The organism is Streptomyces venezuelae (assembly GCF_008642295.1).
GTDB classification, from domain to species: Bacteria; Actinomycetota; Actinomycetes; order Streptomycetales; family Streptomycetaceae; genus Streptomyces; species Streptomyces venezuelae_C.
Window position 1 is genome coordinate 4,244,665 of sequence record NZ_CP029190.1, and the last position, 26,433, is coordinate 4,271,097.

The 26,433-nt window shown below is 70.5% G+C and carries 24 protein-coding genes; 19 read left to right on the forward strand and 5 right to left on the reverse strand.

What is annotated here, in order from left to right:
* Positions 1-7: 7 nt before the first annotated feature.
* Entirely contained in the window at positions 8-895 is an 888-nt protein-coding gene (locus DEJ50_RS18945) for a DUF3152 domain-containing protein (RefSeq protein ID WP_223837819.1), read from the reverse strand.
* A gap of 196 nt (positions 896-1,091) precedes the next feature.
* On the opposite strand from DEJ50_RS18945, the gene DEJ50_RS18950 reads away from it, so the two are divergent.
* A complete protein-coding gene (locus DEJ50_RS18950; protein WP_150209160.1) occupies positions 1,092-1,823 on the forward strand; it encodes a demethylmenaquinone methyltransferase in 732 nt (243 codons plus the stop codon).
* Positions 1,823-2,734: a glutaminase gene (locus DEJ50_RS18955; RefSeq protein WP_150209161.1), complete on the forward strand. Its 912-nt coding sequence runs from the start codon at positions 1,823-1,825 to the stop codon at positions 2,732-2,734. Before DEJ50_RS18950 ends, DEJ50_RS18955 begins: the two co-directional genes overlap by 1 nt.
* Before the next feature lie 7 nt (positions 2,735-2,741).
* Here DEJ50_RS18955 and DEJ50_RS18960 read toward each other — a convergent pair whose 3' ends face one another.
* Positions 2,742-3,263: a GNAT family N-acetyltransferase gene (locus DEJ50_RS18960; RefSeq protein ID WP_150209162.1), complete on the reverse strand. Its 522-nt coding sequence runs from the start codon at positions 3,261-3,263 to the stop codon at positions 2,742-2,744.
* Positions 3,264-3,360: 97 nt separating this feature from the next.
* Between DEJ50_RS18960 and DEJ50_RS18965 the strand changes: the two genes are divergently transcribed.
* Complete coding sequence (locus tag DEJ50_RS18965; RefSeq protein ID WP_150209163.1) at positions 3,361-4,644, forward strand: geranylgeranyl reductase family protein; 1,284 nt, start codon at positions 3,361-3,363, stop codon at positions 4,642-4,644.
* Between the two features lie 152 nt (positions 4,645-4,796).
* The gene (locus DEJ50_RS18970) at positions 4,797-5,681 is read left to right on the forward strand and encodes a hypothetical protein (RefSeq protein ID WP_150209164.1); all 885 of its coding nucleotides are present in this window, start codon (positions 4,797-4,799) and stop codon (positions 5,679-5,681) included.
* Positions 5,682-5,812: 131 nt separating this feature from the next.
* On the opposite strand, the gene DEJ50_RS18975 is transcribed toward DEJ50_RS18970, so the two are convergent.
* On the reverse strand, positions 5,813-6,655 hold the full coding sequence (locus DEJ50_RS18975; RefSeq protein ID WP_150209165.1) for a C40 family peptidase: 843 nt from the start codon (positions 6,653-6,655) through the stop codon (positions 5,813-5,815).
* A gap of 710 nt (positions 6,656-7,365) precedes the next feature.
* On the opposite strand from DEJ50_RS18975, the gene DEJ50_RS18980 reads away from it, so the two are divergent.
* The 14 genes from DEJ50_RS18980 to nuoN are packed head-to-tail and all read left to right on the forward strand — an operon-like array spanning position 7,366 to position 23,140.
* Positions 7,366-7,725, forward strand: coding sequence for an NADH-quinone oxidoreductase subunit A (locus DEJ50_RS18980; protein ID WP_150209166.1), 360 nt, complete (start codon positions 7,366-7,368; stop codon positions 7,723-7,725).
* Positions 7,726-7,740: 15 nt separating this feature from the next.
* On the forward strand, positions 7,741-8,295 hold the full coding sequence (locus DEJ50_RS18985) for a NuoB/complex I 20 kDa subunit family protein (protein ID WP_150209167.1): 555 nt from the start codon (positions 7,741-7,743) through the stop codon (positions 8,293-8,295).
* A complete protein-coding gene (locus tag DEJ50_RS18990; protein ID WP_150209168.1) occupies positions 8,292-9,017 on the forward strand; it encodes an NADH-quinone oxidoreductase subunit C in 726 nt (241 codons plus the stop codon). Before DEJ50_RS18985 ends, DEJ50_RS18990 begins: the two co-directional genes overlap by 4 nt.
* Positions 9,017-10,342: an NADH-quinone oxidoreductase subunit D gene (locus tag DEJ50_RS18995; protein ID WP_150209169.1), complete on the forward strand. Its 1,326-nt coding sequence runs from the start codon at positions 9,017-9,019 to the stop codon at positions 10,340-10,342. The genes DEJ50_RS18990 and DEJ50_RS18995 overlap by 1 nt, the downstream gene beginning before the upstream one ends.
* Complete coding sequence (nuoE, locus tag DEJ50_RS19000; RefSeq protein ID WP_150209170.1) at positions 10,339-11,076, forward strand: NADH-quinone oxidoreductase subunit NuoE; 738 nt, start codon at positions 10,339-10,341, stop codon at positions 11,074-11,076. Before DEJ50_RS18995 ends, nuoE begins: the two co-directional genes overlap by 4 nt.
* Positions 11,076-12,452 carry an NADH-quinone oxidoreductase subunit NuoF gene (gene nuoF / locus DEJ50_RS19005; RefSeq protein ID WP_150209171.1) on the forward strand — a complete coding sequence of 459 codons (1,377 nt, stop codon included), beginning with the start codon at positions 11,076-11,078 and terminating at the stop codon, positions 12,450-12,452. The genes nuoE and nuoF overlap by 1 nt, the downstream gene beginning before the upstream one ends.
* Positions 12,449-14,941, forward strand: coding sequence for an NADH-quinone oxidoreductase subunit G (locus tag DEJ50_RS19010; protein WP_150209172.1), 2,493 nt, complete (start codon positions 12,449-12,451; stop codon positions 14,939-14,941). The genes nuoF and DEJ50_RS19010 overlap by 4 nt, the downstream gene beginning before the upstream one ends.
* Complete coding sequence (gene nuoH / locus DEJ50_RS19015) at positions 14,938-16,317, forward strand: NADH-quinone oxidoreductase subunit NuoH (protein ID WP_223837820.1); 1,380 nt, start codon at positions 14,938-14,940, stop codon at positions 16,315-16,317. The genes DEJ50_RS19010 and nuoH overlap by 4 nt, the downstream gene beginning before the upstream one ends.
* Positions 16,310-16,918, forward strand: coding sequence for an NADH-quinone oxidoreductase subunit NuoI (gene nuoI, locus DEJ50_RS19020; protein WP_150209173.1), 609 nt, complete (start codon positions 16,310-16,312; stop codon positions 16,916-16,918). The genes nuoH and nuoI overlap by 8 nt, the downstream gene beginning before the upstream one ends.
* On the forward strand, positions 16,915-17,733 hold the full coding sequence (locus DEJ50_RS19025; RefSeq protein ID WP_150209174.1) for an NADH-quinone oxidoreductase subunit J: 819 nt from the start codon (positions 16,915-16,917) through the stop codon (positions 17,731-17,733). Before nuoI ends, DEJ50_RS19025 begins: the two co-directional genes overlap by 4 nt.
* Positions 17,730-18,029, forward strand: a complete 300-nt coding sequence (gene nuoK, locus DEJ50_RS19030) for an NADH-quinone oxidoreductase subunit NuoK (protein WP_150209175.1) — start codon at positions 17,730-17,732, stop codon at positions 18,027-18,029. The genes DEJ50_RS19025 and nuoK overlap by 4 nt, the downstream gene beginning before the upstream one ends.
* A gap of 11 nt (positions 18,030-18,040) precedes the next feature.
* Positions 18,041-19,936 (forward strand): NADH-quinone oxidoreductase subunit L, encoded by a 1,896-nt coding sequence (gene nuoL, locus DEJ50_RS19035; RefSeq protein ID WP_150209176.1) that lies wholly within the window; start codon positions 18,041-18,043, stop codon positions 19,934-19,936.
* 1 nt (position 19,937) lies between these two features.
* Positions 19,938-21,518, forward strand: a complete 1,581-nt coding sequence (locus DEJ50_RS19040; RefSeq protein ID WP_150209177.1) for an NADH-quinone oxidoreductase subunit M — start codon at positions 19,938-19,940, stop codon at positions 21,516-21,518.
* On the forward strand, positions 21,515-23,140 hold the full coding sequence (nuoN, locus tag DEJ50_RS19045; protein ID WP_150209178.1) for an NADH-quinone oxidoreductase subunit NuoN: 1,626 nt from the start codon (positions 21,515-21,517) through the stop codon (positions 23,138-23,140). The genes DEJ50_RS19040 and nuoN overlap by 4 nt, the downstream gene beginning before the upstream one ends.
* Positions 23,141-23,226: 86 nt before the next feature.
* On the opposite strand, the gene DEJ50_RS19050 is transcribed toward nuoN, so the two are convergent.
* Entirely contained in the window at positions 23,227-23,826 is a 600-nt protein-coding gene (locus tag DEJ50_RS19050; RefSeq protein ID WP_150209179.1) for a hypothetical protein, read from the reverse strand.
* 186 nt (positions 23,827-24,012) lie between these two features.
* Entirely contained in the window at positions 24,013-25,239 is a 1,227-nt protein-coding gene (gene fahA, locus DEJ50_RS19055; protein WP_150209180.1) for a fumarylacetoacetase, read from the reverse strand.
* 147 nt (positions 25,240-25,386) lie between these two features.
* Here fahA and DEJ50_RS19060 point away from each other — a divergent pair, with 147 nt between their 5' ends.
* Positions 25,387-26,235 carry a Cof-type HAD-IIB family hydrolase gene (locus DEJ50_RS19060; protein WP_150209181.1) on the forward strand — a complete coding sequence of 283 codons (849 nt, stop codon included), beginning with the start codon at positions 25,387-25,389 and terminating at the stop codon, positions 26,233-26,235.
* Positions 26,236-26,433 lie beyond the last annotated feature (198 nt).

Consider the following 26,433-nt stretch of genomic DNA (forward strand, 5'->3'; position numbering starts at 1 on the left):
CCCACACCTAGGGAACCGCCGGCCCCGACAGGTAGCGGCCCTGGTCGTCGTACGGCCAGGCGTTCGCCTTGCAGCCGTCCAGGCCCTTGATCTGCTGCATCATCGCCGGCGCCGGTTTGCCCCGCCCCGGACACCCCTCATGGCCGCGCCCGATCTCATGGCCCACCTCGTGGTTGACGATCAGCGCCCGGTACTCGGCCACCGGCCCGTCGAACTGGGGTGAACCCTGCTGCCACCGCTTGAGGTTGACCACCACGGTGTGGCCGGCCCGGCAGTTGGTCTCGCCCACCAGCTCGGGGGTGGTCACCTCGCACAGCCGGTCGGTGGTCGTGGGCGTCGCTATCCGCACGGTGAAGTCCACCGGGCCCTGCCCGGTCAGCTGGAAGCCGTTCCGCGGGTCCCGGATCCAGCCGCGCCGGTCCGCGAGGATCGTGTCGATCTCCCGGGCAGCCGCGTCGGGGTCCACCCCGGCGCCGTCCTCCACCTCCACCCGGTAGCGGCGGGCGGGCCCGCTGCCGTGCTTCTCCGCGGAGAGCCCGGAGGCGGTGAAGCGGCCCGTTCCGGAGCGCGGCACATCGCCCCGGGAGGCCCGGGAGGCCTCGGGATCCGGGCTGCGCGGCGGCGGGGGCGGCGGAGGCGGGGCGGCGGAGGCCGCCTCCGGCGCGGGGCGCAGGGCGGCCGGGGTCCGCACCTCGGGCGGATCCTCCCGGGTCAGGACCAGGGCGGCGGCACCCACCGCGCCGGCCGCGCAGACCACGGCCAGCATGGTGCGGCGCAGCCGCCTGGCGCGTTCGGCGCGGCGTCGCCGGCGAAGGCCTGCGCGGCGGCTCCCGCCGCCGGTGCTGTGGGACTGGCGCATACGTGCGCCGCGCGGTCCGGCACCGGAGGAGGTCATCCACCCACCCCTCCGACCGGTTCGCGCGGCTTCCTCCCGGCTCATCGGTACGAGTTCGGAACAGCTGGCTCCTCATGCCTAAAGACGGCGATCTTCAGCCACCGGTTCCCCCGGGGGGTGCCCCGGCCGTTGTGCACCGCCTGCCAGAATGGGCCAGGCACTCCACCCGAACCGAGACGAGCGAGGCCGAACGCCAGTGACCCGCGCACATCTGGACAAGCAGCCGCACGAAGTCGCCTCCATGTTCGACGGGGTCGCGGCGAACTACGACCTCACCAACGACGTCCTCTCGCTCGGCCAGGCCCGGCTGTGGCGCAAGGAGGTCGCCCGGGCGGTCGACGCGCGCCCGGCGCAGAAGGTGCTGGACCTGGCGGCCGGTACGGCGACCAGCTCGCTGCCCTTCGCCGCCACCGGCGCGTACGTCGTGCCCTGCGACTTCTCGCTCGGGATGCTCCGCGAGGGCAAGCGGAAGCACCCGTGGCTGCCGCTGACCGCGGGCGACGCCACCCGGCTGCCGTTCCGGGACGACACCTTCGACGCCGTCACGATCTCTTTCGGGCTGCGCAACGTCCAGGACACGGACACCGCGCTGCGCGAGCTGTACCGGGTGACCAAGCCCGGCGGCCGGGTCGTCATCTGCGAGTTCTCGCAGCCCGTCTGGGGGCCGTTCCGGACCGTCTACACCGAGTACCTGATGCGCGCCCTGCCGCCGGTGGCGCGCGCGGTGTCCTCCAACCCCGAGGCGTACGTCTACCTCGCCGAGTCCATCCGGGAGTGGCCGGACCAGCCCGCGCTGGCCGGGCTGCTGCAGAAGGCCGGCTGGGGCCGGGTGGCGTGGCGGAACCTCAGCGGCGGCATCGTCGCGCTGCACCGGGCCTTCAAGGACATCGAGGGCGGCAAGGACGTCGAGGGCGGCAAGGACGCGTAGTGGACTACCAAGCGGTGCTGGAGCAGATCGCGGCCGATGTTGCTCCGCTGGTCGGCTCCGGCACCCCGGCCGCGTACATCCCGGCCCTCGCGTCCGTGGACCCGGGGCAGTTCGGGATGGCCCTCGCCGATCTCGACGGCACGGTGTACGGGGTGGGGGACTGGCGGACTCCGTTCTCCGCGCAGTCCGTCACCAAGGTCTTCGCGCTGGCCCTCGCGCTGGCGGAGGGCGGGGACAGCCTGTGGGAGCGGGTGGGCCGGGAGCCCTCCGGCAACCCCTTCAACTCCCTGGTGCAGCTGGAGTACGAGAACGGCATCCCGCGCAATCCGTTCATCAACGCGGGCGCGCTGGTCGTCACCGACCGGCTGCAGACCCTCACCGGTGACGCGAGCAGCGAACTGCTGAAGTTCCTGCAGCAGGAGAGCCGGAACCCGGAGCTCGCCTTCAACGCCGAGGTGGCCGGCTCCGAGCAGGCGCACGGCGACCGGAATGCCGCCGTCGCCCACTTCATGGCCTCCTACGGGAACATCGACAACCCGGTCACGGACCTGCTGGAGCACTACTTCTGGCAGTGCTCCATCGAGACCAGCTGTGCCGATCTCGCCCTCGCCGCCCGGTTCCTGGCCCGTCACGGGCTGCGCGCGGACGGGACCCGGCTGCTGACCCGCAGCGAGGCCAAGCAGATCAACGCGGTGATGCTGACCTGCGGGACGTACGACGCGGCGGGGGAGTTCGCCTACCGGGTCGGGCTGCCGGGCAAGAGCGGGGTGGGCGGCGGGATCGTGGCCGTGGTGCCCGGCCGGTGCACGCTGTGCGTGTGGAGCCCGGGGCTGGACGCCCGGGGCAACTCGGTGGCGGGGGTGGCGGCGCTGGACCGGTTCACGACCCTGACCGGACTGTCCGTCTTCTAGGTCTCTTCTAGAGCCCGAGCCGGTAGCAGCGGACGGCGCGGCCGGAGGGGGTGGTCAGCTCCTCGGCGAGCTCCATGCCCAGGCCTTCCGCGACCGCCAGCGAGCGCTCGTTCCGTGCGTCGATCATCGCGACCACGCGCTGCAGACCCGCCGCCCGGACGCGTTCGACCGTGGCGGTCGCCGCGGCCGTCGCGTAGCCCTTGCCCCAGTGGTCGCGCCCGAGCCGCCAGCCGATCTCGATCTCCCCGGCCGGGCCCCAGGAATGCGGCCACGGCTGGGCGCCGGTGAACCCGATGACCTGGCCCTCCCCGTCCAGCAGGGTCCACAGGCAGAAGCCGTGCCGGGCGTCGTGCAGGCGCTGCCGCGCGGTGATCTCCTGGTACGCGGAGAGTTCGGCGGGCCCGCCGAGGAACTCCATCACATCGGGGTCGGCGAACACGGTGTGCCAGGCGTGTGCGTCCTCGTCGGTGGGCACGCGCAGCTGGACGACGGGGAGCGGCCGGGTCGGTGAAGGGGACGAGCCAGTCAACGGGGTAGCCCTTCTGATCGGGATCTCTCTCGCTGCATAGACTGCACATGTCCCGTGCCGTTCGGCACCCCCAATCGAGCCTTCGGGAGTTCCCGCAGTGACCGAGCCCCTCTCCGAACACACCGCAGATGTGATCGTCGTCGGGGCCGGGCCCGCCGGCTCGACCACCGCCTACTACCTCGCCAAGGCCGGACTCGACGTCCTGCTGCTGGAGAAGACGGCGTTCCCGCGTGAAAAGGTCTGCGGTGACGGGCTCACCCCGCGCGCGACCAAGCAGTTGGTCGCGATGGGCATCGACATCTCGGAAGAGGCCGGCTGGCTCCGCAACAAGGGCCTGCGCATCATCGGCGGCGGGCAGCGGCTCCAGTTGGACTGGCCCGAGCTGGCCTCGTTCCCCGACTACGGACTCGTTCGCAAGCGCGACGACTTCGACGAGACCCTGGCCCGGCAGGCGCAGAAGGCGGGCGCCCGGCTGTACGAGCGGTGCAATGTCGGCGAGCCGGTCCGTGATCCCCGGACCGGGCACATCACCGGGGTGCAGGCCAGGCTGGGCGAGGAGAAGACGGCGGTCACCTTCCGCGCCCCGCTGGTGGTCGCGGCCGACGGCAACTCCTCCCGGCTGTCCCTCGCGATGGGCCTGCACCGGCGCGAGGACCGCCCGATGGGCGTGGCGGTGCGGACGTACTTCACCTCGCCGCGGCATGACGACGACTACCTGGAGTCCTGGCTGGAGCTGTGGGACCGGCGCGGGGCGCAGGACCGGCTGCTGCCCGGCTACGGCTGGATCTTCGGCATGGGCGACGGTACCTCCAACGTCGGCCTCGGCATCCTCAACTCCTCCTCCGCCTTCCGCGAGCTGGACTGGCGCGAGGTGCTCAAGGCGTGGTGCGCCTCGATGCCGCAGGACTGGGGGTACACCCCGGAGAACATGACCCAGCCGATCCGCGGTGCGGCCCTGCCGATGGCCTTCAACCGGCAGCCGCACTACACCAAGGGCCTGCTGCTGGTGGGCGATGCGGGCGGGCTGGTCAACCCGTTCAACGGCGAGGGCATCGCCTATGCGATGGAGTCCGGCAAGATCGCCGCGGACGTCATCGTCCAGGCGCACGCCCGGGCCACCCCGGCCCAGCGCGAACTGGCCCTGCACAGCTACCCGAAGGTGCTGAAGGAGACCTACGGCGGCTACTACAGCCTGGGCCGGGCCTTTGTGAAGCTGATCGGCAACCCGAAGGTCATGAAGATGGCGGCGCAGCGCGGGCTGACCCACCCGGTGCTGATGCGGTTCACCCTGAAGATGCTGGCGAACCTCACCGACCCGGCCGGCGGCGATGCGATGGACCGGATCATCAACGGCCTGTCGAAGGTGGCACCGAAGGCCTGAGGCCGTACGGCGGGGTGGCGGTTGCCCGCCCGAGGCGGCCAACCGCCTCGGGCGGAAAGCCCATTGCCCCGCATATCCCTCCATTGGCAGACTCGCGGCGATCAGTTGACGATCATGAGTCCCATGGGGGGGAACACCGAGTGAGATTCCGTATGCCCGCGCTCCGGCGCACCGCGGCCGTCCTGACGGCGCTGGCCCTGCCGCTGACGGCCGGCCTGGCCGGCGCCGGCACCGCGCAGGCCGCGCCGATGCCCCAGGGCGAGTTCCACTGGGCGGGGGACCAGGGAGACGGCGAAACCGATCGGGCCGTGTGGTACGGACCGATGTACGGAGACCGGTTCGACGCCACGGTCTCCGCCGACCACCGCACCCTGCGGGTCGTCATCACCCGGCCGGGCGACACCTGGACCGTGGACCTGGCGGCGCCCGCCGGGCAGACCCTGGGGGTGGGCAGCTACGCGAACGCGGTGAAGACACCCGAGATGCCGGGGGTGGCCCTGGACACACCGAGCATGTTCGTGAACGGGTACCAGGGCGGCTGTGCCACCCTGTCCGGCGCGTTCGGCATCAGCGAGCTGACCTTCGGCGAGGGCGGCAGGGTCACGTCCCTGAAGGCGGACTACCGGCAGGAGTGCGCGGACCGGGGTGCGCTGACCGGCTACCTGCACCTGAGCGACACGGCGCCGCCGAAGCCGCTGGCCCTCGGAATGACCATCAAGGCCAACGCCAAGCTGGTCAAGGGCAAGACCACCCTGAGCGGCACGCTCACCTGCACCAAGCCGGCCCGGGTCCAGGTCGGCGGCTCGGCGAGCCAGGAGCAGCCGCGGTTCGTCCAGGGCCGGTTCGTCGCCGAGGTGGACTGCGTACCGGGCAAGAACGTGCCGTGGAAGGCCGAGGTCCAGGTGCACACCCCGGAGGTGGGCCACCCGCTCGTCAAGTCGGAGCGGCTGAAGGTCTTCGGCAACGTCCAGGCGCAGGACCCCGACACCGGTTCCTGGGTGTTCGGTGACGCCGACAAGTGGGTGACGCTGGGCTAGGAGCGGCCGGCAGCGGCAGGAGCCTGCCCGGCGGTACGACGAAGGGCCGGCACTCCGCCCCCGAGCGGGGGAGTGCCGGCCCTTCGTCATGCCGGTGCGTCCGGGCAACGCCTGGGCGCACCCGTGACGGCTCAGAGGAGGCGGACCGCCCCGGTGGGCCGGTCGTAGCTCAGGGAGCGCTCGACGATGCCCGTGCGGGGGTTCTGGGCGCCGACGAACTTGCCGCCGCCCACGTAGACGGCCACGTGGTACGCGCTGCCCTTGGAGCCCCAGTACAGGATGTCGCCCGGCTGGAGGCTGCTCAGCGAGACGGAGCGGCCGGCCAGCGACTGGTCCTGGGACATGCGCGGCAGGGAGACGTTGGCCTGCTTGTAGGCGGCGCGGACGAGGCCGGAGCAGTCGTAGGCGGTGGGGCCGGTGGAGCCCAGCACGTACGGCTTGCCGACCTGGGCGCGGGCGAAGGCCACGATGGCGGCGGCGGAGCCGGTGGCCGCCGGGGTGCTCGGGCCGTCCTCGTCCACGGTGGTGGTCTTGGCGGCCTTGGTGGAGGTGCCGGCGAGGGAAGTGCGGCCGTCGTTGCGGGTGGCGCGCTCGGCGGCGGCCTTGCGCTCCTCCTCGGCCTTCGCCTTCTTCTCGGCGTCCAGCTTCTTCTGGGCGTCCTCCTTGGCCTTCTTGGCCTCGGCGGCGGCGCCCGTGCGGGCGGTCTCCTCCTGCGCGTTGAGCTCGCCCTCGACGGCGGCTGCGCGGGAGTTGTCGGCGGCCGTGGTGACGGCGGAGGACACCTCGGAGCCCAGGTCCAGGTTGAGGACCGGCATCTCGAGGGTCTCGGTCACCGGCTCGACGGGGGTCGCGCTCGCGGTGCCGGCCATCGCCAGCGTGCTGAGGACGCCACCGGCAACTCCGGCGCGGACCGCGAGCTTCGAGGCGCTGCGGCGCGGCTTCCGGTGGCTGGGTATGTGAGCGGTGTGGGACATGAGGACAACCGCTATCAGGGCGTCAGGGTTCCCTTCAAGAAACGTGGGCTGCGCCACAGTTGTGCGCGAACGGCCCGAACCGGACGCTCCGCTTGCCTTATTGACGCCGTAACGGGCGAATCGGACAGGGCATCACAAGCCCGTGATCATTGGCTTTCTGTAATTCGTCCGTTTTGATCCACCGCCTACCACCCTTACGCACAGTTGGCCAAGCCCCCTTTCCTCGGCGCGAATCAGGCGTGACGCAGGTCACAGAATCGCCACGCTGTGGGGGACCTGTGGAGTTCGTGAACGGATGCACGCGTCCACTCCGCGCCCCGCCGCCTCCCCCGGTCGGGCGATGCGGGTTCCCATATCACGTGGCCGGTTCTTATCGCCAATTTGCGTGCAGGATCCAGGTTTTGATAGTGCGAAAGTCTTTTCACCTGCGGAAACCGGGTTGGATGTCACCTCTGGTGATCATGTGGGTGCTTCGCGTATGAAGATCACCACTCATCGGACTTCATGATCGTTCGTCAGGTGGTGGAGATCACAAACTCGGTCTGGACACCCGTGTCGCAGATCACAGACCGCCGGGCATAGGATGCGCAGCAGTCCGGCTTGTGAACTGCCTCACATGCGACCCCCGAGTCCGGGGGTGATCTTCCCGAGGCGGGGTGCGCGCCGGTGAGCGGTCCAACGGTCAAGGACGACTGGAAGGAGCGAGGAGCGTGAATGCCTACGCGCCCATCCTCGTGCTCGGCGCCCTCGGGGCAGGGTTTGCGATCTTCTCCGTGGTCATGGCCACGCTGATCGGTCCAAAAAGGTACAACCGGGCAAAGCTCGAGGCGTACGAGTGCGGCATCGAGCCGACGCCGCTGCCCGCCGGCGGCGGTCGCTTCCCCATCAAGTACTACCTGACGGCGATGCTCTTCATCGTCTTCGACATCGAGATCGTCTTCCTCTACCCCTGGGCCGTCACCTTCGACGCCCTGGGGATCTTCGGGCTCGTCGAGATGCTGCTCTTCGTGCTCACCGTCTTCGTCGCCTACGCGTACGTCTGGCGGCGCGGCGGCCTGGAATGGGACTGAGGGGCTGAATTTTCCATGGGACTGGAAGAGAAGCTGCCGAGCGGCTTCCTGCTGACCACCGTCGAACAGGCCGCGGGCTGGGTGCGCAAGTCATCCGTCTTCCCCGCCACCTTCGGCCTGGCGTGCTGTGCCATCGAGATGATGACCACCGGCGCCGGACGCTACGACCTGGCCCGCTTCGGCATGGAGGTCTTCCGCGGCTCGCCGCGCCAGGCCGACCTGATGATCGTGGCCGGGCGGGTCAGCCAGAAGATGGCGCCGGTGCTGCGGCAGGTGTACGACCAGATGCCCGCTCCCAAGTGGGTCATCTCCATGGGCGTATGCGCCTCTTCGGGCGGAATGTTCAACAACTACGCGATCGTGCAGGGCGTCGACCACATCGTGCCGGTGGACATCTACCTGCCCGGCTGCCCGCCCCGGCCCGAGATGCTGATCGACGCGATCCTCAAGCTCCACCAGAAGATCCAGACCTCCAAGCTCGGTGTGAACCGGGAAGAGGCGGCCCGTGAGGCGGAGGAGGCGGCCCTCAAGGCGCTCCCCACCATCGAAATGAAGGGGCTGCTCCGGTGACCGACCAGACAGCCGAGAACGGCAACAACGTTCCTGCCCCGCGCGGAGCCGCAGCCGGCGCCGGCGAGGTGATCGGCGTACGCAAGGGCATGTTCGGCGCCGCGGGCGGCGGTGACACCAGCGGCTACGGCGGCCTGGTCCGGGTCGTCGCCCTGCCGGGGCCGTCCACCCGCCCCTACGGTTCGTACTTCGACGAGGTCGCCGACGAGCTCGAAGGCGCCCTGGAGGAGCAGGGACTCGTCCCGGCGAACGCCATCGAGAAGACCGTGGTGGACCGGGGCGAGCTGACCTTCCACATCGCCCGCGAGCACCTCGTACGCGTCGCCCGCACCCTGCGCGACGACCCGGCGCTGCGCTTCGAACTGTGCACCGGGGTCTCCGGCGTGCACTTCCCCGGGGACAAGGGCCGCGAGCTGCACGCCGTCTACCACCTGCGCTCGCTCACCCACGGCAGGCTGATCCGGCTGGAGGTCTCCGCGCCCGACGACGACCGGCACATCCCGTCGCTGGTCGCCGTCTACCCGACCAACGACTGGCACGAGCGCGAGACGTACGACTTCTTCGGCCTGATCTTCGACGGGCACCCGGCCCTCACCCGGATCATGATGCCGGACGACTGGCAGGGCTTCCCGCAGCGCAAGGACTACCCGCTCGGCGGCATCCCCGTCGAGTACAAGGGCGCCCAGATCCCGGCTCCCGACCAGCGGAGGTCGTACAGCTGATGTCCACCTCAAACCACGCCTCGGCCCGCGAGACGACCGAGGGCACCGTCTACACCGTCACCGGCGGCGACTGGGACGAGATCGTCCAGTCCGCGGCCCGGGCGGACGACGAGCGGATCGTCGTCAACATGGGTCCGCAGCACCCGTCCACCCATGGTGTGCTCCGGCTGATCCTGGAGATCGACGGAGAGACGGTCACCGAGGCCCGCTGCGGGATCGGCTACCTGCACACCGGAATCGAGAAGAACCTCGAATTCCGCAACTGGACGCAGGGCACCACCTTCGTGACGCGCATGGACTACCTGACGCCGTTCTTCAACGAGGCGGCGTACTGCCTGGGCGTGGAGAAGCTGCTCGGCATCACCGAGCAGATCCCCGACCGGGCCACGGTCCTGCGGGTGCTGCTGATGGAGCTCAACCGGCTCTCCTCGCACCTGGTGTGCATCGCCACCGGCGGCATGGAGCTGGGCGCGACCACGATCATGATCTACGGCTTCCGGGACCGCGAGCTGATCCTCGACATCTTCGAGCTGATCACCGGCCTGCGCATGAACCACGCGTTCATCCGCCCCGGCGGCCTCGCCCAGGACCTGCCGCCGGGCGCCATGGACCAGCTCCGCGCCTTTGTGAAGACCATGAAGAAGAACCTGCCGGAATACGACAAGCTCGCCACCGGCAACCCCATCTTCAAGGCCCGTATGCAGGACGTCGGCTACCTGGACCTGGCCGGCTGTATGGCGCTGGGCGCCACCGGCCCGATCCTCCGCTCCGCCGGCCTCCCGCACGACCTCCGCAAGACCGACCCGTACTGCGGTTACGAGACCTACGAGTTCGACGTGCCGACCACCGAGAGCTGCGACTCCTACGGGCGGTTCCTGATCCGCCTGGAGGAGATGCGGCAGTCCCTGCGGATCGTCGAACAGTGCCTGGACCGGCTGCGGCCCGGGCCGGTCATGGTCGCCGACAAGAAGATCGCCTGGCCGGCACAGCTCGCCATGGGCCCCGACGGCCTCGGCAACTCGCTCGACCACATCAAGAACATCATGGGCACCTCCATGGAGGCCCTCATCCACCACTTCAAGCTGGTGACCGAAGGCTTCCGGGTCCCGGCCGGCCAGGCCTACACGGCCGTCGAGTCCCCCAAGGGCGAGCTCGGCGTCCATGTGGTCTCCGACGGCGGCACCCGCCCCTACCGGGTCCACTTCCGCGACCCGTCCTTCACCAACCTGCAGGCCATGGCCGCGATGTGCGAGGGCGGCCAGGTCGCCGACGTCATCGTCGCCGTCGCCTCCATCGACCCCGTGATGGGAGGCGTCGACCGATGACCGACATCTCGCTGGGCATGCCCCAGCTGCCCGCCCCCGACTTCCCGGCCGAGGTGCGCGCGCGGCTGGAAGCGGACGCCAAGGAGGTCATCGCCCGCTACCCCGACAGCCGGTCCGCGCTGCTGCCGCTGCTGCACCTGGTGCAGTCGGAGGAGGGCCATGTCTCCCGCACCGGCATGCGCTTCTGCGCCGAGGTGCTCGGCCTGACCACGGCCGAGGTCACGGCCGTGGCCACCTTCTACACGATGTACCGGCGCAAGCCGTCCGGTGACTACCAGGTCGGCGTCTGCACCAACACCCTGTGCGCGGTCATGGGCGGCGATGCGATCTTCGAGGAGCTCAAAGAGCACCTCGGCGTCGGCAACAACGAGACCACCCCCGACGGCAAGGTCACCCTCGAGCACATCGAGTGCAACGCGGCCTGCGATTTCGCCCCCGTGGTGATGGTCAACTGGGAGTTCTTCGACAACCAGACCCCCGAGTCCGCAAAGGCCCTGGTCGACGACCTGCGGGCGGGCCGCCCGGTGGAGCCGACCCGGGGCGCGCCGCTCTGCACGTACAAGGAAACCGCCCGGATCCTGGCCGGCTTCCCCGACGAGCGCGAGGGCGCGGTCGCGGCGAGCGGCGGGGCCGGACCGGCCTCCCTGACCGGCCTGCGGATCGCCCGGGGCGAGTCTCCGCACGCCCCGATCGTCCACCCGCGCGGCGAGACCAAGGGTGAGGGAGGGGAGTGATGAGCGTGTCGGCCAAGGAAAGTCATGGGGGCACCTCCCAGCCGGAGGCTGGGGGAGGCACGAGCCCGGAGAAGCTCCTGGCACCCGTGCTCTCCGCCTTCTGGGACGACCCCGAGTCGTGGACGCTGGACACCTACCGGCGGCACGAGGGGTACGAGGGCCTGCGCAAGGCGCTCGCGATGACCCCCGACGACCTGATCGCGTACGTCAAGGACTCCGGTCTGCGCGGACGCGGCGGCGCGGGCTTCCCCACCGGGATGAAGTGGCAGTTCATCCCGCAGGGCGACGGCAAGCCGCACTACCTCGTCGTCAACGCGGACGAGTCCGAGCCCGGGACCTGCAAGGACATCCCCCTCCTCTTCGCCAACCCGCACTCCCTCATCGAGGGAATGATCATCGCCTGCTACGCCATCCGCTCCGAGCACGCCTTCATCTACCTGCGCGGCGAGGTCGTGCCGGTGCTGCGCCGCCTGCACCAGGCGGTGCGTGAGGCGTACGAGGCCGGCTACCTCGGGGACAACGTCCTCGGGAGCGGGATGAAGCTCGACATCACGGTGCACGCCGGCGCCGGCGCCTATATCTGCGGCGAGGAGACCGCTCTCCTCGACTCCCTCGAAGGCCGGCGCGGACAGCCCCGGCTGCGTCCCCCCTTCCCCGCGGTGGAGGGCCTCTACGCCTGCCCCACCGTGGTGAACAACGTCGAGTCGATCGCCTCGGTTCCCGCGATCCTGAACCGGGGCAAGGACTGGTTCAAGTCGATGGGGACGGAGAAGTCCCCGGGCTTCACCCTCTACTCGCTGTCCGGGCACGTGGCCGGACCCGGCCAGTACGAGGCCCCGCTCGGCATCACCCTGCGGCAGCTCCTCGACATGAGCGGCGGCATGCGGCCCGGCCACCGGCTGAAGTTCTGGACCCCCGGCGGCTCCTCCACCCCGATGTTCACGGACGAGCACCTCGACGTCCCGCTGGACTACGAGGGCGTGGGCGCGGCCGGCTCGATGCTCGGCACCAAGGCGCTGCAGTGCTTCGACGAGACCACCTGCGTGGTGCGGGCGGTGACCCGGTGGACGGAGTTCTACGCCCACGAGTCCTGCGGCAAGTGCACGCCCTGCCGCGAAGGCACGTACTGGCTGGTCCAGTTGCTCCGCGACATCGAGGCCGGGAAGGGCGCGATGTCCGACCTCGACAAGCTGAACGACATCGCCGACAACATCAACGGCAAGTCGTTCTGCGCGCTCGGTGACGGCGCGGCCAGCCCGATCTTCTCCTCGCTGAAGTACTTCCGCGAGGAGTACGAGCAGCACATCACGGGCAAGGGCTGCCCCTTCGACCCCAAGAAGTCGACCCTGTGGGCCGACACGGAGGTGACCGCATGACCGCCCCGGCAGAAGACCTGGTCTCCCTGACCATCGACGGGGTCGAGCTGTCAGTCCCCAAGGGGACCCTCGTCATCCGGGCCGCCGAGCAGATCGGCGTAGAGATCCCGCGCTTCTGCGACCACCCCCTCCTCGACCCGGTCGGCGCCTGCCGGCAGTGCATCGTCGAGGTGGAGGGCCAGCGCAAGCCGATGGCCTCCTGCACCATCACCTGCACCGACGGCATGGTGGTCAAGACCCAGCTCAGCTCGCCGGTCGCGGAGAAGGCCCAGCGCGGGGTGATGGAGCTGCTCCTGATCAACCACCCGCTGGACTGCCCGGTCTGCGACAAGGGCGGCGAGTGCCCGCTGCAGAACCAGGCGCTGTCCCACGGCAACGCCGAGTCCCGGTTCAAGGGGCAGAAGCGGACGTACGAGAAGCCGGTGCCGATCTCCACCCAGGTGCTGCTGGACCGTGAGCGGTGCGTGCTGTGTGCGCGCTGCACCCGGTTCTCCAACCAGGTGGCCGGCGACCCGATGATCGAGTTGCTGGAGCGCGGGGCGCTGCAGCAGGTCGGCACCGGGGAGGGCGACCCGTTCGAGTCGTACTTCTCCGGGAACACCATCCAGATCTGCCCGGTCGGCGCGCTCACCTCGGCCGCCTACCGCTTCCGGTCCCGCCCCTTCGACCTGGTGTCCTCGCCGAGCGTCTGCGAGCACTGTGCGGGAGGCTGTGCCACCCGTACCGACCACCGGCGCGGGAAGGTGCTGCGCCGGCTGGCCGCGGAGGACCCCGAGGTCAACGAGGAGTGGATCTGCGACAAGGGCCGGTTCGCGTTCCGCTACGCCCAGCGGCCGGACCGGCTGACCACCCCGCTGGTCCGGGACCGCGAGTCGGGCCGGCTGGTGGAGGCGAGCTGGCCGGAGGCGCTGGCCGCCGCGGCGGCCGGGCTGGCGGCGGCCCGCGGCCGGACGGGCGTGCTGACGGGCGGCCGGCTGACCGTCGAGGACGCCTACGGCTACGCGAAGTTCGCCCGGGTGGTGCTCGACACCAACGACGTCGACTTCCGGGCCCGGACGCACAGCGCGGAGGAGGCCGACTTCCTGGCCGCCACCGTGGCGGGCCGCGGGGTCGGGCTCGCCGGGGGCGGAGTGACGTACTCCGTACTGGAGGCGGCCCCGGCGGTGCTGCTGGCCGGGATCGAGGCCGAGGAGGAGGCGCCCGGCGTCTTCCTGCGGCTGCGCAAGGCCCACCGCAAGCACCGGCAGCGGACCTTCGCGCTGGCGCCGTTCGCGACCCGGGGCCTGGAGAAGGCGGGCGGCACCCTGCTGGCCGCCGCCCCCGGTACCGAGCCGGAGTGGCTGGCGGCGCTGGCCTCCCGTACCGGGCTGGAGGAGGGCGGCCACGAGGCCGCCGAGGCGCTGCGGGAGCCGGGCGCGGTCATCGTGGTCGGCGAGCGCCTGGCCGGGGTCCCCGGGGCGCTGACCGCGGCTGTACGGGCGGCTGCCGCGACCGGCGCGCAGCTGGTGTGGATCCCGCGGCGGGCCGGTGAGCGGGCCGCGATCGAGGCGGGCGCGCTGCCGTCGCTGCTGCCCGGTGCCCGGCCGGCCACCGACCCGCGGGCCCGCGAGGAGGTGGCGGAGGCCTGGGGCCTGGACGAGCTGCCGCACCGGTACGGCCGGGACACCGGTCAGATCGTGGAGGCCGCGGCCACCGGCGAACTGGGTGCGCTGCTGGTCGGCGGCGTCGAGGTGGCGGACCTGCCGGACCCGGCGCGGGCGCGCGAGGCACTGGCCGAGGCCTTCGTGGTCTCGCTGGAGCTCCGCCCCAGCGAGGTCACGGACCACGCCGATGTGGTGTTCCCGGTCGCCGCGGTGGCCGAGAAGCCGGGTGCCTTCATCAACTGGGAGGGCCGGATCCGTCCGTTCGAGGCGGCGCTGAAGCCCGAGCAGATGACCAGGCGGCTGGCTCCGGCCGATGCCCGTGTGCTGCACATGATCGCGGACGAGACGGGCCGGCCGCTGGGCCTGCCGGACATCCACGCGGTACGCCGGGAGATCGAGCGGCTCGGCGGGTGGACCGGCGAGGGTGCCTCCGGGCAGCCGGCCGATCCGCAGCCGGTGCCGCGTCCCGGTGCGGGCGAGGCGGTGCTGGCGGGCCACCGGCTGCTGCTGGACCAGGGCCGGCTCCAGGACGGGGACGAGGCCCTGGCCGGCACCCGGCACGAGGCCAGTGCCCGGCTGTCGGCGGCCACGGCCGCCGAGACCGGCGTCAAGAACGGTGATGTGCTGGCCGTGACCGGCCCGGCCGGCACCGTCGAACTCCCTCTGAGGATCACCGAGATGCCGGACCGGGTGGTCTGGCTCCCGCTGAATTCGGCGGGTGGCGGGGTCACCGCGGACACCGGGGCGGCCCCGGGCGCCCTGGTGCGCATCGGTGCGGCGACCCCGGCGGGCCCGCAGTCCGCACAGACCGACAACGGCGACACCACTGCGGAGGTGGGCGCGTGAACGCAGTACGCAGTGACGTCGTGTACTGGGCCGCCGAGGACCTGTCGCTCTTCGGCCGGGACGTCTGGTGGCTCGTGGTCATCAAGGCGGTGTTCTGCTTCGCCTTCCTGATGGTGACCGTGCTGTTCTCCATCGTGTGGGAGCGCAAGGTGGTCGCCTGGATGCAGCTGCGCATCGGGCCCAACCGGCACGGCCCCTGGGGCATGCTGCAGTCCCTCGCCGACGGCATCAAGCTGATGCTGAAGGAAGACATCATCGTCAAGCGGGCCGACAAGGCGGTCTACGTCCTGGCCCCGATCGTGGCGGCGGTCCCGGCCTTCATGGCGATCGCGGTGATCCCCTTCGGCCCGGCCGGCAACGAGGTCTCCATCTTCGGGCAGCGCACCACGATGCAGCTGACCGACCTGCCCATCGCGATGCTGTACATCCTCGCGGTGGCCTCGGTCGGGATCTACGGCATCGTGCTGGCGGGCTGGTCCTCCGGCTCCACCTACCCGCTGCTGGGCGGACTCCGCTCCTGCGCACAGATGATCTCGTACGAGATCGCCATGGGTGCGGCCTTCGCCTCCGTGTTCCTCTACTCCGGGTCGATGTCGACCTCGGCGATCGTGGAGGCGCAGGCGGACCGCTGGTACATCGTGCTGCTGCCGGTCTCCTTCCTCATCTACGTGGTCACGATGGTCGGCGAGACCAACCGTGCGCCGTTCGACATGCCGGAGTCCGAGGGCGACCTGGTCGGCGGCTTCAACACCGAGTACTCGTCGATCAAGTTCGCGATGTTCATGCTCGCCGAGTACGTGAACATGGTCACCGTCTCGGCGGTCTCGGTCACCCTCTTCCTGGGCGGCTGGCGGGCCCCGTATCCGATCAGCACGTTCTGGGAGGGCGCGAACCACGGCTGGTGGCCGATGCTCTGGTTCGTCCTCAAGGTGCAACTGCTGCTGTTCTTCTTCATCTGGCTGCGCGGCACCCTGCCCCGGGTCCGCTACGACCAGCTGATGAAGCTCGGCTGGAAGGTCCTCATCCCGGTCTCGGTGGTCTGGCTGATGCTGGTCGCGACCGTCCGGGCGCTCCGCAACGAGGCCTACGACTTCGGCGAGATCGTGCTGTACGTGGGCGGGGGCGTGGTCGCGGTCCTGCTGCTGTCCCTGGTCGCGGACGTGTTCCGGGACCGGAAGGAGAAGGCGGCGGCGCCCGCGCGGGCCGCCGAGGAGGAGCCCTTCGACCCGATGGCGGCCGGTTTCCCCGTCCCCCCCAAGCCCGGCCAGCAGCTGGCACCCGTACCGCGCCGGCGGTCCCGCAGTGAGCGGGAGCTGATTGTCAGTGGTGGGTCGAATACTGAGAGTGACCGAGAGGAGGGTGCTGAGAATGTCTGAGGAGAAGTGGCAGAACCCGGTGGCCGGCTTCGGCGTGACCTTCAAGGCCATGTTCAGGAAGCGGCTCACCGAGCAGTACCCGGAGCAGCAGAAGACCACCGCTCCGCGCTTCCACGGACGGCACCAGCTCAACCGCCATCCGGACGGTCTGGAGAAGTGCATCGGGTGTGAGCTGTGCGCCTGGGCCTGCCCCGCCGACGCCATCTATGTGGAGGGCGCGGACAACACGGAGGAGGAGCGGTACTCCCCGGGTGAGCGGTACGGCCGGGTCTACCAGATCAACTACGCCCGCTGCATCCTGTGCGGTCTGTGCATCGAGGCGTGTCCGACCCGCGCGCTGACCATGACGAACGAGTTCGAACTGGCCGACGCCAGCCGCGAGTCGCTGATCTACACCAAGGAGCAGCTGCTGGCCGGGCTGACCGAGGGCATGGTCGACAGCCCGCACTCGATCTTCCCGGGGATGGACGAGCAGGACTACTACCGGGGGCGGGTGACCGGAGCGGCTCCGGGCACGGTCCGGCAGACGGCCGTCTCCAAGGGCGAGAAGCCGTCGGAGCCCGAGAAGGCGGAGAACGCGTCCGAGGAGGTGGACGCATGAGCGCCGTCATCGCCGCCGCCACCACCTCCACCGGCGAGGCCGTCCAGTTCTGGCTGCTCGGCACGATCGCCGTGGTCGGCGCGCTGTGCACCGTCCTGATGAAGAAGGCCGTGCACAGCGCGCTGTGCCTGGCCGGGACGATGATCATCCTGGCGGTCTTCTACCTCGCCAACGGGGCGTACTTCCTCGGCATCGTCCAGGTCGTCGTCTACACCGGCGCGATCATGATGCTGTTCCTGTTCGTGGTCATGCTCGTGGGCGTCACCGCGGCGGATTCGCTGAAGGAGACCCTCAAGGGGCAGCGCTGGCTGGCCCTGCTCTGCGGGCTCGGCTTCGGCACCCTGCTGTTCGCCGGCATCGGGCAGGCCGGGCTGACGCAGTTCAACGGGCTGGGCCGGATCAACTCCGGCGGCCACGTCGAGGGCCTGGCCGAGCTGATCTTCACCAAGTACGTGTTCGCCTTCGAGCTCACCGGCGCCCTGCTGATCACCGCGGCCGTCGGCGCGATGGTGCTCACCCACCGCGAGCGCACCGAGCGGGCCGCCACCCAGCGCGAGCTGGCCGAGCGGCGGGTCCGCGAGGGAGTCCAGCTCCCGCCGCTGCCGGCGCCGGGTGTGTATGCGCGGCACAACGCGGTGGACGTCCCCGGCCTGCTGCCGGACGGCACCCCGTCCGAGCTGACGGTCAACAAGACCCTGCGCGACCGCGGTCAGATCCGCGATGTGTCCGGTCAGTCCCTGGAGGACCTGAAGGCGCTGGAACAGCGCTCGGCGGAGCGCCTCGGACGGGACGAGCGCGAGGAGGCTGCCAAGTGAATCCGGTCAACTACCTCTACCTGTCGGCGCTGCTGTTCACCATCGGCGCGGCCGGGGTGCTGATCCGGCGGAACGCGATCGTGCTGTTCATGTGCATCGAGCTGATGCTGAACGCCTGCAACCTCGCCCTGGTCACGTTCTCGCGCATGCACGGCAATCTCGACGGCCAGATCATCGCGTTCTTCACGATGGTCGTCGCCGCCGCGGAGGTCGTGGTCGGCCTGGCGATCATCGTGTCGCTGTTCCGTACCCGCCACTCGGCCTCGGTCGACGACGCCAGCCTGATGAAGCTGTAAGGGGCGTACACGTGGAGAACCTGATTGCGCTGCTGATCGCGGCGCCCCTGCTCGGAGCGGCGGTGCTGCTGTGCGGCGGCCGGCGCCTCGACAAGGCCGGCCACTGGATCGGCACCCTGCTCGCCGCCGTCTCCTTCGGGATCGGCGTGGTCCTGTTCGCCGACATGCTGGGGCAGAGCGCCGACGACCGCACCATGACCCAGCAGCTGTACAGCTGGATCCCGGTCGAGGGTTTCCAGGCGGACGTCGCCTTCCAGCTCGACCAGCTGTCGATGACCTTCGTCCTGCTGATCTCCGGCGTGGGCACGCTCATCCACGTGTACTCGATCGGGTACATGGAGCACGACGAGCGCCGGCGCCGCTTCTTCGGCTATCTCAACCTGTTCCTCGCGGCGATGCTGCTGCTCGTCCTCGCCGACAACTACCTGCTGCTGTACGTCGGCTGGGAGGGCGTGGGCCTCGCCTCGTACCTGCTCATCGGCTTCTGGCAGCACAAGCCCAGCGCGGCCACCGCCGCGAAGAAGGCCTTCCTGGTCAACCGGGTCGGCGACATGGGCCTGTCGATCGCCATCATGCTGATGTTCACCACCTTCGGGACCTTCGCCTTCGGCCCGGTGCTGGCTTCCGCGGACAAGGCCTCCGAGGCCGTCCTGACCGGCATCGGACTGATGCTGCTGCTGGCCGCCTGCGGCAAGTCCGCCCAGGTACCGCTGCAGTCCTGGCTCGGTGACGCGATGGAGGGCCCGACCCCGGTCTCGGCCCTGATCCACGCGGCCACCATGGTGACCGCAGGCGTGTACCTGATCACCCGGTCCGGGGCGATCTTCAACGCGGCCCCGGACGCCCAGCTCGCGGTGGTCGTGGTCGGCGCGGTCACGCTCCTCTTCGGTGCGATCATCGGTTGCGCCAAGGACGACATCAAGAAGGCCCTCGCCGGGTCGACGATGTCGCAGATCGGCTACATGATCCTGGCCGCCGGCCTCGGCCCCATCGGCTACGCCTTCGCCATCATGCACCTGGTGACCCACGGCTTCTTCAAGGCCGGGCTCTTCCTCGGTGCCGGCTCGGTCATGCACGGCATGAACGACGAGGTCGACATGCGCCGGTACGGCGGCCTGCGGAAGTACATGCCGGTCACCTTCGTGACCTTCGGCCTGGGGTACCTGGCCATCATCGGCTTCCCCGGCCTGTCCGGCTTCTGGTCCAAGGACAAGATCATCGAGGCGGCCTTCGCCAAGGGCGGCACCGAGGGCTGGATCCTCGGCGCGGTCACCCTGCTCGGCGCGGCCATCACGGCGTACTACATGACCCGGGTCATGCTGCTCACCTTCTTCGGTGAGAAGCGCTGGCAGCCGGACGGGCAGGGGGAGCTTCCCCACCCGCACGAGTCGCCCAAGTCGATGACCCTCCCGATGGTCGTGCTCGCCTTCGGATCGGTGTTCGCGGGAGCGCTGTTCAGCTTCAACGACTCCTTCGTGAAGTGGCTGGAGCCGGTCACCTCCTTCGAGCACGGGCACCCGCCGCTGAGCGCCGGGGCGATCACCGCCTCGACCGTGGTGGTCCTGCTCATCGGTGTCGGCATCGCGTACGCCCAGTACGGCCGCAAGCCCGTCCCGGTCGTCGCCCCCCGCGGCTCGCTCCTCACCCGGGCGGCCCGCCGGGACCTCCTCCAGGACGACTTCAACCATGTCGTTCTGGTGCGCGGCGGTGAGCACCTGACCCGCTCGCTCGTGTACGTCGACCACTCGTTGGTCGACGGAGTGGTCAACGGCACGGCCGCCTCCATCGGCGGACTGTCGGGCCGGCTGCGCAAGCTGCAGAACGGCTACGCCCGCAGTTACGCGGTGTCGATGTTCGGGGGCACGGCGGTCCTGATCGCCGCGACCCTGCTGATGAGGGCGGTGTGACATGAACTTCCCGCTTCTGACGGTGACGGCCGCGGTCCCGGCGGCCGGCGCGATCCTCACGGCGGCCGTACCGGCCGCCCGCCGGACCGCGGCCAAATGGCTCGCACTGCTCGTCTCCCTGGCGACGCTGGCGCTGGCGGCGCTCGTCGCGATCCGCTTCGAGCCCGGTGGCGCCCGCTACCAGCTCACCGAATCCCACGCCTGGATCCCCGACTTCGGGGTCCGCTACGAACTGGGCGTGGACGGCATCGGCGTAGCGCTGATCGCGCTCACCGCCCTGCTGATCCCGTTCATCATCGCGGCCGGCTGGCACGACGCCGATCCGCTGGAGACGAAGAGCTCACGCTGGCGGCCGACGCAGGGCTTCTTCGCCCTGATCCTGATGGTCGAGGCGATGGTGATCATCTCCTTCGCCGCCACCGACGTCTTTGTCTTCTACATCTTCTTCGAAGCCATGCTCATCCCGATGTACTTCCTCATCGGAGGCTTCGGGGACCGGGCCCACGCCGGGACCGACGAGAACGCAGCCGCCCAGCGCTCCTACGCCGCGGTCAAGTTCCTGCTCTACAACCTGGCCGGCGGCCTGATCATGCTGGCCGCGGTCATCGGGCTGTATGTGGTCGCCGGGACCTTCTCCCTCCAGGAGATCGCCGACCTGCGCGCCGCGGGCAAGCTGGAGATGGCGACCAACACCGAGCGGCTGCTCTTCCTCGGGTTCTTCTTCGCCTTCGCGGTGAAGGCCCCGCTGTGGCCGCTGCACACCTGGCTGCCCAACGCCATGGGGGAGTCCACCGCCCCGGTCGCCGTCCTGATCACCGCGGTGGTCGACAAGGTCGGCACCTTCGCGATGCTCCGCTTCTGCCTCGGCCTGTTCCCCGAGGCCAGCAAGTGGGCCACCCCGGTGGTCCTGGTCCTGGCCCTGATCAGCATCGTGTACGGCGCGCTGCTGGCGGTCGGCCAGCGGGACATCAAGCGCCTGGTCGCCTACGCCTCGATCTCGCACTTCGGCTTCATCATCCTGGGCATCTTCGCGATGACCTCCCAGGGCCAGTCCGGTGCCACCCTCTACATGGTCAACCACGGCCTGTCGACGGCGGCGCTGATGCTGGTGGCCGGATTCCTGATCTCCCGGCGCGGCTCCCGGCTCATCGCCGACTACGGCGGTGTGCAGAAGGTCGCCCCGGTCCTCGCCGGCACCTTCCTGATCGGCGGCCTCGCCACCCTCTCGCTGCCGGGCCTGGCGCCGTTCGTGAGTGAATTCCTGGTGCTGGTGGGCACCTTCGCCCGGTATCCGGTGGTCGGCATCATCGCCACCTTCGGCATCGTGCTGGCCGCGCTCTACACCCTGGTGCTGTACCAGCGCACCATGACCGGCCCGGTGAAGGAGGAGGTCCGGTCCATGCCGGACCTGCGCCTGCGGGAGCTGCTGGTCGTCGCTCCGCTGATCGCCCTGCTGATCTTCCTGGGCGTCTACCCGAAGCCGCTCACCGAGATCGTCAACCCGGCGGTGCAGCACACCATGTCCGATGTCAACGAGAAGGACCCCCAGCCGACAGTGCCCACCGTGGAGGCGGCGAAGTGAACGTCCTGAGCGCCGACGCGATCGAACGGATCCCGGCACCGCACATCGAGTACGCCCAGCTCGCACCCACGCTGATCGTGATCGGTGCGGCCATCCTGGGCGTCCTCGTGGAGGCCTTCGTACCGCGCAAGTCCCGTTACTACGTCCAGGTGTTCCTGGCCGTCGCGGCCCTCGCCTCCGCCTTCGCGGCCGTGGTGGCCCTGGCCGCCGGCGGGTATGGCACCACCAAGGCCCAGATCGCCGCGATGGGCGCCATCGCGGTGGACGGGCCCGCCCTGTTCCTCCAGGGCACCATCCTGCTCGCCTCGGTGGTCGCCCTCTTCACCTTCGCCGAGCGGCGCCTGGACCCGGCGGCGCACGGCAACCGGGTCGACTCCTTCGCCGCCCAGGCCGCCTCGGTCCCGGGCAGCGAGAGCGAGAAGGCCGCGGTCAAGGCCGGGTTCACCACCACCGAGGTGTTCCCGCTGGCCCTGTTCGCGATCGCCGGCATGCTGATCTTCCCGGCGGCCAACGACCTGCTGACCCTGTTCATCGCCCTGGAAGTGTTCTCCCTCCCGCTGTACCTGCTCTGCGCCGTCGCCCGCCGCCAGCGGCTGATGTCGCAGGAGGCCGCGGTCAAGTACTTCCTGCTGGGCGCCTTCTCCTCCGCCTTCCTGCTGTTCGGCATCGCCCTGATGTACGGCTATGCGGGCTCCGTCTCGTACGCCGCCATCGCCGATGTCGTGGACGGCACGGTCACCACCCTGGACCCGGCACTGGCCTCCACCATGGGCAATGACGTGCTGCTGCTGATCGGCGGCGCGCTCATCCTGATGGGCCTGCTGTTCAAGGTCGGCGCAGTGCCGTTCCACATGTGGACCCCGGACGTCTACCAGGGCGCGCCCACCCCGGTGACCGGCTTCATGGCGGCGGCGACCAAGGTGGCCGCCTTCGGCGCCCTGCTCCGGCTGCTGTACGTGGTCCTGCCCGGCCTGCGCTGGGACTGGCGGCCGGTGATGTGGGGCGTGGCGATCGTGACGATGCTGGCGGGTGCGGTCATCGCCGTCACCCAGACCGACGTCAAGCGGCTGCTGGCCTACTCCTCGATCGCGCACGCCGGCTTCATCCTGGCCGGTGTGATCGCCACCTCGGAGGAGGGGATCTCCTCGGTCCTCTTCTACCTGGCCGCGTACTCCTTCGTGACGATCGGTGCGTTCGCCGTGGTCACCCTGGTGCGCGACGCGGGCGGCGAGGCCACCCACCTGTCCAAGTGGGCCGGTCTGGGCCGTCGTTCCCCGCTGACCGCGGCGGTGTTCGCGGTGTTCCTGCTGGCCTTTGCCGGTATCCCGCTGACCAGCGGGTTCTCCGGGAAGTTCGCGGTGTTCAGCGCGGCGGCGGAGGGCGGCGCGGGTGCGCTGGTCGTGGTCGGCGTGGTCTCGTCCGCGATCGCCGCGTTCTTCTACATCCGGGTGATCGTGCTGATGTTCTTCAGCGAGCCGAAGGCCGACGGCCCGACGGTGGCGGTGCCCTCGCCACTGACGATGTCCACCATCGCGGTGGGTGTGGCGGTGACGGTGGTGCTGGGCGTGGCCCCGCAGTACTTCCTGGACCTGGCGGGCCAGGCGAGCGTCTTCGTCCGCTGACCGCCCGGCCCGGACCCGCGACAGGGCCCCGACTCCCTCGGGGGGAGCCGGGGCCCTGTGGTGTGTCCGGGGACCGAAGGGCGCTCTTACGGGTGATGGCCGTGGGCGCTCTTGGTGCTCTTGGAGCTCTTGGGGCAGGTCAGAGCCGTGTTCCAGTTGTGGAAGCGGCCCGCCGGGTTCTTCGTGTACGCCCACATGTGCAGGTCGTAGTGCTTGGGCATGCCCTTCCAGTGGCCGGGCATCGGGCCGTCGAACGGCAGGCCGAACATGGTGGGCCGGTCGTCGGCGGTCTTCAGGTCCTGGTCCCGGTCGGTGACCATCCACTCCACCGCATGGAGCTTGCGGCGGCCGTGCTTGTCGGTTTCCGCGCTGTAGACGAGCGCCGTGGGCCTGCTCGGGTCGGTCGAGCCCCAGTGGGCGTCCTTGACGTAGTGGAAGCCCATGGAGCCGGCCCCGAACGGGTTGTTCATGCACTCGCCGTGTTTCACATAGCCGTCCTTGATCGCCTGCCGCTCGTCCACGTACTTGGCGGTCACCGCGATGGCGATGGCCATGTCGCGCATCGCGCGGTGGTTGCGGGGGTCGGGGGCCGGGCCCTCCACCGCGTGGGAGGCCGGTACGACGGTCAGGGCGAGGGACGCGGCAGCCGCGCAGGTGAGGGCGGTCTTCAGGTGACGGGCGGTCATGGGGACTCCTCGCGGTGGGGGTACGGAGCTACGGGCCTGCCCGGTCCCGTCCGTCCACCCTGGCGGCCCGCCCGGCGCGCCGCACGCGGGCTGCGCCCAATGGGGGTGCGCCCCCGTGCGCCGCGCCGGTGGCGTACGCCCGGACGTCCCCGTCCGGGCGCAGCCACGCCACCCTGGGCCCGCCTCCTAGCGGGCGCCCACGATCCGGCCGGTGACCTCGCCGAGGCCCACCCGGACGCCGTCCGGGCCGGGCGCCCAGGCGGTCATGGTGACGGTGTCGCCGTCCTCCAGGAAGGTGCGCTTGCCGTCGGCCAGTTCGATGGCGTCGTGGCCGTTCCAGGTCAGCTCCAGCAGGGAGCCCCGCTGGTCCACCTCGGGGCCGCTGACCGTGCCGGAGCCGTAGACGTCGCCGGTGCGCAGCGAGGCGCCGTTGACCGTCATATGGGCGAGCTGCTGGGCGGCCGTCCAGTACATGCTCGCGAACGGCGGCCGGGCCACCTCCTGCCCGTTGACCGACACGGTGATGTGCAGGTCGAAGCCGCCGTCCTCGTCCGCCGTGGAGTCGTCGAGGTAGGGGAGCAGGGGGAAGTCGCGGGCGGGCGGTGCGACCCGGGCGGAGTCCAGGGCCTCCAGCGGGGTCACCCAGGCCGATACCGAGGTGGCGAAGGACTTGCCGAGGAAGGGGCCGAGCGGCACGTACTCCCAGGCCTGGATGTCCCGCGCGGACCAGTCGTTGAGCAGGAACAGCCCGAAGACGTGCTCGCGGAAGTCGCCGAGGGCGACCTGCTCGCCCATCGCGGACGGGGTGCCGACGACGAAGCCGACCTCGGCCTCGATGTCGAGCTTGGTGCTGGGCCCGAAGACGGGCGCCGCATCGGCGGGGGTCTTGCGCTGCCCGGAGGGCCGGACGACATCGGTGCCCGAGACCACGATGGTGCCGGAGCGGCCGTGGTAGCCGATGGGCAGGTGCTTCCAGTTGGGGGTGAGCGCGTCGCCGTCCGGGCGGAACATCCGGCCCACGTTGGTGGCGTGGTGCTCGCTGGCGTAGAAGTCGACGTAGTCGGCGACCTCGTACGGCAGGTGCAGGGTGAGTCCGTCGAGGGCGATGAGGTGCGGTTCGACGGTCGGCCGGTGCCCGGGGTCGGTCACCCAGGCGGTCAGGGCGCGGCGTACGTCGTGCCAGACGGTGCGGCCGGCGGCGAGCAGCGGGTTGAGGGAGGACTGCCCGAGCAGTCCGGCGTACGGGGAGCCGAGCGCGAGGGCGGCTGCGCCCGCGTCGAGGACATGGCCGCCGAGCCGCACGCCGATGCGCCGCCGGGCCGGCTCCTCGGCGGTGCTGAACACCCCGTACGGGAGGTTGTGCGGTCCGAACGGATCGCCCTCGGGGACGTCGAGGGGGCTCTGCTGGGGCATGGGGTGCTGCCTCGCTTTCCACGCGGCCGGGGGTGTCCCGGGTGACACAGTGCGGGTTGACACGTTACGTGGCTCCTTTAGCGGACGGGAGGCCGGATTGGGGCGCGATTTGTAGGACTTGTCCGGGCCGGTCCTATCCTTGGCGCCGTGACTCGCGCCCTCCCCCGCTCCCTCGCGCCCTCCCCTTCCCCCTCCTCGTCCCTGCCCTACGCCCTGATCGCCACCGACCTGGACGGGACCCTGCTGCGCGCCGGTGACACCGTCTCGCCCCGCTCGTACGCCGCGCTCGCGCGGGCGCGCGCGGCGGGCGCCCGGCACATCGTGGTGACCGGCCGCCCCGTCCCCCAGGTACGCCATGTCCTGGACGGCCTCGGATACACGGGGCTCGCGGTGTGCGGGCAGGGCGCGCAGGTGTACGACGCGGCGGGCGGGCGGCTGCTGCACTCCGTGCGGATGGACCGGGAGCTGGCGGAGGTCGCGCTCGGGAAGATCGAGGCGGAGATCGGGGAGGTCTACGCAGCGGTCAACGGGGAGGCCCTGGACACGGCGATGCTGATAGGGCCGGGCTACCGGATGCCGCACCCGCACCTGGCGACGGTCCGGGTCGACCGCCGGGCCGAGCTCTGGTCGGCCCCGATCAACAAGGTGCTGCTCCAGCATCCGGAGCTGGACGACGACGAACTGACCCGGATCGCGCGGGGGGTGGTCGGACACCTGGTCAATGTGACGATGGCGGGGGAGCACACGGTGGAGCTCCAGCCGCCGGGCGTCTCGAAGGCGAGCGGGCTGGCGCTCGCGGCGGCCGAACTGGGCCTGAGCGGGGCCGCGACGATCGCGTTCGGCGACATGCCGAACGACGTCCCGATGTTCGCGTGGGCGGCGCATGGCGTGGCGATGGCGAATGCGCACGCGGAGCTGGTCGCGGTGGCCGACGAGGTCACCCTGTCCTGCGAGGACGACGGCATCGCGGTGGTCCTGGAGCGCCTCTACCCCTGACGGGGCTCAGCCCCGTCAGGGGCGCGGGGAACTGCGCGCCCGGCCACACTCGGCCCGCAGCCCCGAAACAGGGCCCGCCCCGACAGGGGCGCGGGGAACTGCGCGATCAGCCACAGCCGGCCCGCAGGCCCGGAACAAGGGGCCGTCCCGGGGCCGGGGGCGGGTCCGGGCGCAGCCCGGGTAACGGGTCCGGCGCGC